Genomic DNA, 6,657 nt, shown 5'->3' with positions numbered 1-6,657 from the left:
TAAAGAACCTGTTGCCAAAAAGGGCATGTTTGCAGACCCTTTTCTTGATGATAGTTACAGAGATGAAGGCTTTCAACAAACAGGTGCTGTAGGCAACGGCATTTTACAGCTCGCCATTGATCCAACCTTTTACACCGCTAATCTTACAGCGCCTGTCACCCTTGACTGGACAAATGAAGTGATCATTGCGCAAGAGTTGACAACGGCTTGCGAAAAAATCAATCCTTATCAAAATTTTGCGACCTTACCTGGTACAGTAACCCTTGAACCCGCGACAGACTTTTGGCATGAACAGCGCACCGATTGGCTCTCGGGTATCACCAATCAAATCATTATGGGAAAACATCGCGGCAGAACTATCCGTAACACAGAAGTGCGTGATGACTTGGTCAATGCACATCAAGAACAAACCGACTTTTTAAGACAAATTACCCTTCACTTTAAAATTGAAGGCTTTGGCAAGTTAGAACAATTAGCAAGCCTCATCTTTGATGGTGTGAATGTTTTGCCAGCGAGCCGCCTTGTTGCCGATAGCAAGGGCACCCTTGAAGGAACTTTTAAAATTCCACAAAACATCACCGCTGGCACAAAAAATGTTGTGGCACGGGGGAAAGGTGGAACCATTGCAACGGGGCTTTTTACAGGGCAAGGTGTGATTGATGTGAAAGTGATGCGGCGCACCACCACTGTGAAAATATGGATGCAATTTGACCCACAAGCGCAAGTCNGGGGCTTTTTACAGGGCAAGGTGTGATTGATGTGAAAGTGATGCGGCGCACCACCACTGTGAAAATATGGATGCAATTTGACCCACAAGCGCAAGTCTTTACCCCCGATGAAACACGGCAAATCACCGGTATTGACTTTCATCTTTGCAAAATCGGTAATGAGAACCATGATTTGGTGATTGATTTGGTCACTACAGAAAACGGTTATCCGACCGCCGATATTCAAGCACAAAGCTTTTATTCTATGAAGGGCGCAAAGCTAGGTTGGGCAGAGGCACGCTATGATGTCCCTTTGTTAGTCCCTAATGACCGTCTCACCGCCTTTGTCATTAAAACCGATGATGCTGATCATGCCGTTTCACTAGCAAAGCTTGGGGATTTTGATGCAGAACACCAGAGATACGTCTCGAGCCACCCTTACGTGACCGGTCCACGCTTTTCTTCTGTCAATGCTAGGAGCTGGACCGCCCATCAAGATGAGGCTTTAGCCTTTCGAGTGCTGGCGGCACGCTATAGGCAAACAGAAAAAACCATTGATCTTGGCACTTTTGACCTTGTTGACTGCTCTGATTTGCAAATACGCGCAGCCATTGAATTGCCTTCAAGCGATTGTTCTGTCATCTTTGAAATTGAAAGAAACAATGGCACAATTTATCAACTCCTGCCCTTTCAATTGCTCAGTCTTACTGAATATATCAGTGAAAAGATAAAGCTTCGCGCTATTCTCAAAGGCACCGAAAAGCTCTCACCCGTCTTGTTTGCGCCTGTTCAATTGATTGCGGGAAAGATCCATAAGGAAGCTACCTATGTCACGCGTGCTTTTGCCTTTGGTGAAAAAGCAAGATTGACCAGCTATATCAAAACCTTTTTACCGGGCGGTGCAACCTTTTCACTGGAGATGCAGCTGGATGATGGTGCTTTCACCCCTTTGAAACTTGACGAAACAGAACAACTCGCTGAACCGCTTTGGACAGAACGAAAATTTACCAGCAGTGATAAAGGCGCCAAACAAGCGCGCTTGAAACTCACGCTTACCGGTGGACCGGCGGCACGGTCAATGGTGCGTGATTTTGGCGCCGGCATATTATGAGGGGAAAATGAGAGATGACAAAAACCAAAAAACTCGACATGGAATTGCCGAAAGAAGGTCGCTTTATCAGTTCTGAATTCCCAATCTTGCGGGAAAACTTGACCAAAATTGATCAAGCTCTTTTGGCTGTTGAGGAAAAGGTAGAGGGAAAAGCACCTTTAAAACACACGCATACAATAAGTGATGTTGCCGATCTTGAAGCGGCTCTCAAAGGCAAAATGGCAGCCGATAAAACCTTCTCATTTGCTGATTTAAGCGATATCGAGGGGGCAAAAGATGCCGCAAATAATTATGTTCTCTATAAATCAAGCAATAATAACTTCACCTTTGGCAGTGCTGTCTCACTGTTAGGCGCACATCAACATAAAACCGAAGATATTGTGGGGCTTGATGATTTTAGAGCCAAGATTAATGAAGATCTGACAAGCTATGGACGCCTCACAAGTCCAAATGAGTGGCAGAATTACAATAAATTTACCAGCAAAGTCACTATGAGTGGTGGCTTAGAACTGTTGGGAAACACATCATTGAATATTACCCATAATAACAAAATGATCACTAACTTAAGTACAAGCGGAAGCTCACTTAAAGGACCTTTGAGAGTCGATGGAGAACTTGTTTATACGAAATCAGAAATAGATATTCTCAAGCAGGAAATTAAAAACATCAAAAAAGATTTGATTAATAAACTCATTATTGCCGATGCTGAATTGCTTTATACGCAAGATGGGAAAATTGAATGGCCCAACTGGGTCACGGATAAAACCAAAGTCGAAATTACAGCCTGGGGTGGCGGCGGTAGTGGTGGTTGCTCTTGGTCTTATTGCTTAGGCGGCGGTGGAGGAGGTGGAGGTTGTTCCGTGTGGTACGGCTATAAAGCCAGTTTAAACGGGCATGAGGATATCATCATTGGTAAAGGAGGAACTTCTGTTGCAAAGCATGGTGCGACAGGAAATTCTGGAGGCACAACAACCGTTGGCAAAAATTTTATGACAGCTACAGGAGGAAAAGGTGGTGGAGGTGCTTATTATTCCAGCCCATCATCCCGTTACTCAGGTTCTGGTGGTACTGGAGGAGTTGGCGGGAACTTTGGTTGGGCAACAGATGGTCTCTTAGGACTTGCCAAAGGCGGAAATGGTTATGCTGGAACGAAAGGAATTGATGCAGAAATGAGTGGTAACGGAGGTGATGCTGGGGGCGATACATCAAGGGGTGGCGCTGGAGGAACGGGAGATGGTTACCATACTTCAGGAAAAGCAGGGCGTGGTTTTGGGGGTGGAGGTGCTGGTGCTAACGGGGATGGGCATTACAGCGGTGCTGGTGCTGATGGCGCTGTTCTTATAAGATTATGGAAAGAATAAATGGATGCACAAGTAACCAAGATATGACACAAGTCAAATGGATAGCTGTTGTATAAGCTGGCTTACATGTTTTTAAGTCCTTTTATCGCTCTTTCAAAGCCCTTTTAAAGGGCTTTTTGACTGACAGTGTCAGTCTTATGAGAGAGTGTAGATGATTGTTATGGTCTCTTCATTAATTTGGAGAGCAAGATGACAATAGAAGTGAATAGTCTCTGCTGCACTGTAGTGAAGTCATTCTTTATCTCTAGAGGGATGCCCCGAAATCATGGCTAATCCCCTCTTTTACTCCAAAAAATTTGTAAAGAGATCAACAGCTCTTGGCAAGCCGCTCTGATAACCTATCGCTATGAGAAATCAAGCAGATATATCACAGGAATTATCCTAGAAACTCCAAACCAAAGAAAGAAAGAAAAAATAGAGGCTGGGCTGGTAGTCCAGCCAACGGGAACAGTTTGAGAAACACCCGCCCGATGTAACACAACTTAACATCGCAGCCACTTCTTATCACTTGGAAACAGTGAGAAGATGGCTACTATAGATGAAAGAGTGTTAAAAAATGATGGATACACTTTGTAAAGAAAAATTAAAATCTATTGATCCTATAGAACCAGCTGCCGCTTATGTTGGTGGCAAAATCAAGTTGGCAAAAACCATTATCAAAATCATTGAAGGCATTCCCCATCGCACTTATGCCGAACCTTTTGTTGGCATGGGAGGAATATTCTTTAGGCGGAAATTGATTCCCTTATATGAAGTCATCAATGATCGCTCAGGCGATGTGGTGAATTTTTTTCGGGTGTTGCAACGCCATTATCACCCTTTTATGGATCTGTTGGAGTTCCAGATTAGCAGCCGTGAGGCGTTTCAACGTTTTACGTTACAAGATCCAAAGACGCTTACGGATTTAGAGCGAGCTTTGCGGTTTTTATATCTACAGCGGTTGAGTTTTGGTGGGCAGGTGGCAAAGCGTACCTTTGGAGTTGATCCCCACCGTGGTGCACGGTTTAACTCTTTCAAACTTGAAGGGTTCTTAAAGCTTATTTACCGGCGTTTATCAGGTGTCACTATTGAACATTTAGATTGGTTTGATTTTATCAGGCGTTATGACCGGCCAACGACCTTGTTTTACCTTGATCCACCTTATTGGGGCGTTGAGAATTGCTATGGCAAGGATTTGTTTAAGCGAGAGGATTACCAGACGATGTCCACACTGCTTGCACAATTAAAGGGAAAGTTTGTTCTGTCTCTCAATGATGTGCCAGAGATCCGAAAAACCTTTAGCCAATTTAAACTAAAAGAAGTGAATACATCTTATACATGTGGTTCAAATAATCCAATGCCGGCTCAAGAGCTTATTATCTCAAATTGCGATTTCTAAAACGAGAAATAATACATATTAAAGGGTCTTTAAATGATCTTTGAAGACCTTTTGAAACCCCTTAAAAATCTTTCAAAAAAATAAATTAGTATAAAACCTAAGCTATCAGACTTTCTAGTGGAATATTGAACTGTTGGTGCAAGTTTTTAATCATGCGCAGTGTTAATTTTCTTTTACCACTCAAGATTTCATAAACACGATTTAAATGACCAATCGCAGGAACGAGATCTTTAGCACTTAAGTTCATTTGTTCCATTCTAAATTTAATAGCTTCAATCGGGTGAGGAGGAGAAACAGGATAGTGTTCTGCTTCATACGCTTCAATCAACAACACAAGAACCTCCATTTGATCAAATTCTGGAGTATTCTCTTTAGGTTGATTGTCAAACATTGCAGACACAATTTCTAAAGCTTCTTGATAATCTCTCTCTGTACGAATTGGTTTGATATTCATTTCTTAAATTCCTTTAGTTCTACAGTGTTGGCATCAATCGCATCATACTGTTTATGCGTCCCTATAAACTTTATGTAAAGCCAACCTGCTGGATAAAAGATTGAAACAACTAAACGATAATCATTGCCTCTAATATTAAAAACAACACGATTATTCTTTAATATGCTTGCATTTTTATATTTCTCTTTAATGTCATGAGGAGAACGCCATTGTGCGTTTTTAGCTTCATCTACCCATGCTTTTAATGGTTGTTCAGCATCAGGATATCGAGTCCAAAAAGTTTGAAGTGTGGAGATTTTAACAATTTTCATAAGTGTATCCTGATTTTTATCAATCTTAGTACCATTTTGGGACTAAGTCAAGATATTTATAAAAAGAAAGTGCTTGTTGAAAACAAACCTTTCTCAAGAGCGGCTTTTTACCTCTCATTTTTCCCATTCATTTTAATTCACCACTCATTTAAAGGAGCATAAAGTATGGCAACAGGTTTTCTACACGGTGTTGAAGTTGTCGAGGTTGACGACGGCACCCGCCCCCTTCGCGCGGTACAATCGGCAGTTATCGGGATTGTTGGCACGGCGCCCGATGCAGATGAACAAGCATTTCCTCTTAATACACCCGTTTTGGTAACAGGCTCTCTTTCACAAGCCGCTAAACTGGATAAAACAGGCAAGCGTCAAGGCACCCTACCTAATGCCCTTGATCTCATTTTCAAGCAAGTGGGTGCCATTGTTGTTGTCGTGCGCGTGAACGAGGGTGACAATGAAAATGCAACACTCACCAATATTCTGGGTGGTGTAAACGCAAATGGTGCTTATGAAGGTGTTCATGCTTTCATTGGAGCACAATCCATTGTAGGACAAACACCACGCATTCTGATTGCGCCAGGCTTTACACATCAACGCCCTTCCAGTGTGAATATTGAAGAGAATGGAACTGGTGCAACTGCCAACCCCGTCGCAGCAGAACTCATTGGCATTGCCGAGCGTTTGCGCGCCATTGTGGTGCTTGATGCACCAAACAGCACAGATGAAGCAGCCCTTAGCACAGCAAAGGATTTTGATTCAAAACGCGCTATTATCGTTGACCCTTTTGTAAAGGTGAATCGTGATGGAAAAATTGTAGAACAGCCAGCAAGTGCAGCAGTTGCTGGTGTCATTGCTAAAACTGATTTTACACACGGTTTTTGGCATTCTCCTTCCAACAAAGTGATCAATGGCATTGTTGGTATTACGCGCCCCATTGATTTTTCCATTGGTGATAGATCAAGCCGTGCCAACCTTCTCAATGAACAAAACATCACAACAATTATCCGCGAAAATGGTTATCGCCTCTGGGGTAATCGCACACTCTCAAGTGATACAAAATTTGCTTTCTTATCCGTAGTACGCACCGCAGATATGATCAATGATGCCATTTTGCGCGGGCATCTATGGGCTGTCGACCGCAATATCAAAAAGACCTACATGAATGATGTCAGTGAAAGCGTCAATGCCTATTTGCGTGATTTGAAAGCACAAGGCGCCATTCTTGGTGGGCGTTGTACGCCTGATCTAGAGTTGAATACAGCAAGCGCCATTGAAGGCGGCAGAGTCTATTTCAATGTCGAATTCACACCAACAACACCAGCAGAACACATCACATTC

At 42.8% G+C, this 6,657-nt stretch carries 5 protein-coding genes and 1 pseudogene; 4 read left to right on the top strand and 2 right to left on the bottom strand.

Going from position 1 to position 6,657, the window contains the following annotated elements; all coding sequences use genetic code 11:
- From ACFIKN_RS02340 to ACFIKN_RS02330, 3 genes and pseudogenes are all read left to right on the top strand, one after another.
- Positions 1 to 1,818: pseudogene (locus tag ACFIKN_RS02340) on the top strand (DUF4815 domain-containing protein); the annotation flags it as partial.
- A 14-nt stretch (positions 1,819 to 1,832) separates the two neighbouring features.
- Positions 1,833 to 3,179: a Bgr_08870 family protein gene (locus ACFIKN_RS02335; protein ID WP_273791643.1), complete on the top strand. Its 1,347-nt coding sequence runs from the start codon at positions 1,833 to 1,835 to the stop codon at positions 3,177 to 3,179.
- A 559-nt stretch (positions 3,180 to 3,738) separates the two neighbouring features.
- Positions 3,739 to 4,557 carry a DNA adenine methylase gene (locus tag ACFIKN_RS02330; RefSeq protein WP_375657859.1) on the top strand — a complete coding sequence of 273 codons (819 nt, stop codon included), beginning with the start codon at positions 3,739 to 3,741 and terminating at the stop codon, positions 4,555 to 4,557.
- A gap of 97 nt (positions 4,558 to 4,654) precedes the next feature.
- Here the strand turns inward: ACFIKN_RS02330 and ACFIKN_RS02325 are convergent, their stop codons facing one another.
- Both ACFIKN_RS02325 and ACFIKN_RS02320 read right to left on the bottom strand, forming a co-directional pair.
- On the bottom strand, positions 4,655 to 5,011 hold the full coding sequence (locus ACFIKN_RS02325; protein WP_375613954.1) for a type II toxin-antitoxin system HigA family antitoxin: 357 nt from the start codon (positions 5,009 to 5,011) through the stop codon (positions 4,655 to 4,657).
- Complete coding sequence (locus ACFIKN_RS02320) at positions 5,008 to 5,322, bottom strand: type II toxin-antitoxin system HigB family toxin (RefSeq protein WP_375612347.1); 315 nt, start codon at positions 5,320 to 5,322, stop codon at positions 5,008 to 5,010. The genes ACFIKN_RS02325 and ACFIKN_RS02320 overlap by 4 nt, the downstream gene beginning before the upstream one ends.
- Positions 5,323 to 5,487: 165 nt before the next feature.
- Between ACFIKN_RS02320 and ACFIKN_RS02315 the strand changes: the two genes are divergently transcribed.
- On the top strand, positions 5,488 to 6,657 hold a 1,170-nt coding region (locus tag ACFIKN_RS02315), incomplete at its 3' end, for a phage tail sheath subtilisin-like domain-containing protein (protein ID WP_375657858.1).

It is taken from the genome of Bartonella sp. CL436QHHD (assembly GCF_042195105.1).
GTDB lineage: Bacteria > Pseudomonadota > Alphaproteobacteria > Rhizobiales > Rhizobiaceae > Bartonella.
This window is presented reverse-complemented; position numbering and strand designations above follow the sequence as displayed.

Coding starts and splice junctions, on each gene's coding strand:
- ACFIKN_RS02325 (WP_375613954.1), bottom strand. CDS start 5,011: ATGAATATCAAACCAATTCGTACAGAGAGAGATTATCAAGAAGCTTTA.
- ACFIKN_RS02335 (WP_273791643.1), top strand. CDS start 1,833: ATGACAAAAACCAAAAAACTCGACATGGAATTGCCGAAAGAAGGTCGC.
- ACFIKN_RS02320 (WP_375612347.1), bottom strand. CDS start 5,322: ATGAAAATTGTTAAAATCTCCACACTTCAAACTTTTTGGACTCGATAT.
- ACFIKN_RS02330 (WP_375657859.1), top strand. CDS start 3,739: ATGGATACACTTTGTAAAGAAAAATTAAAATCTATTGATCCTATAGAA.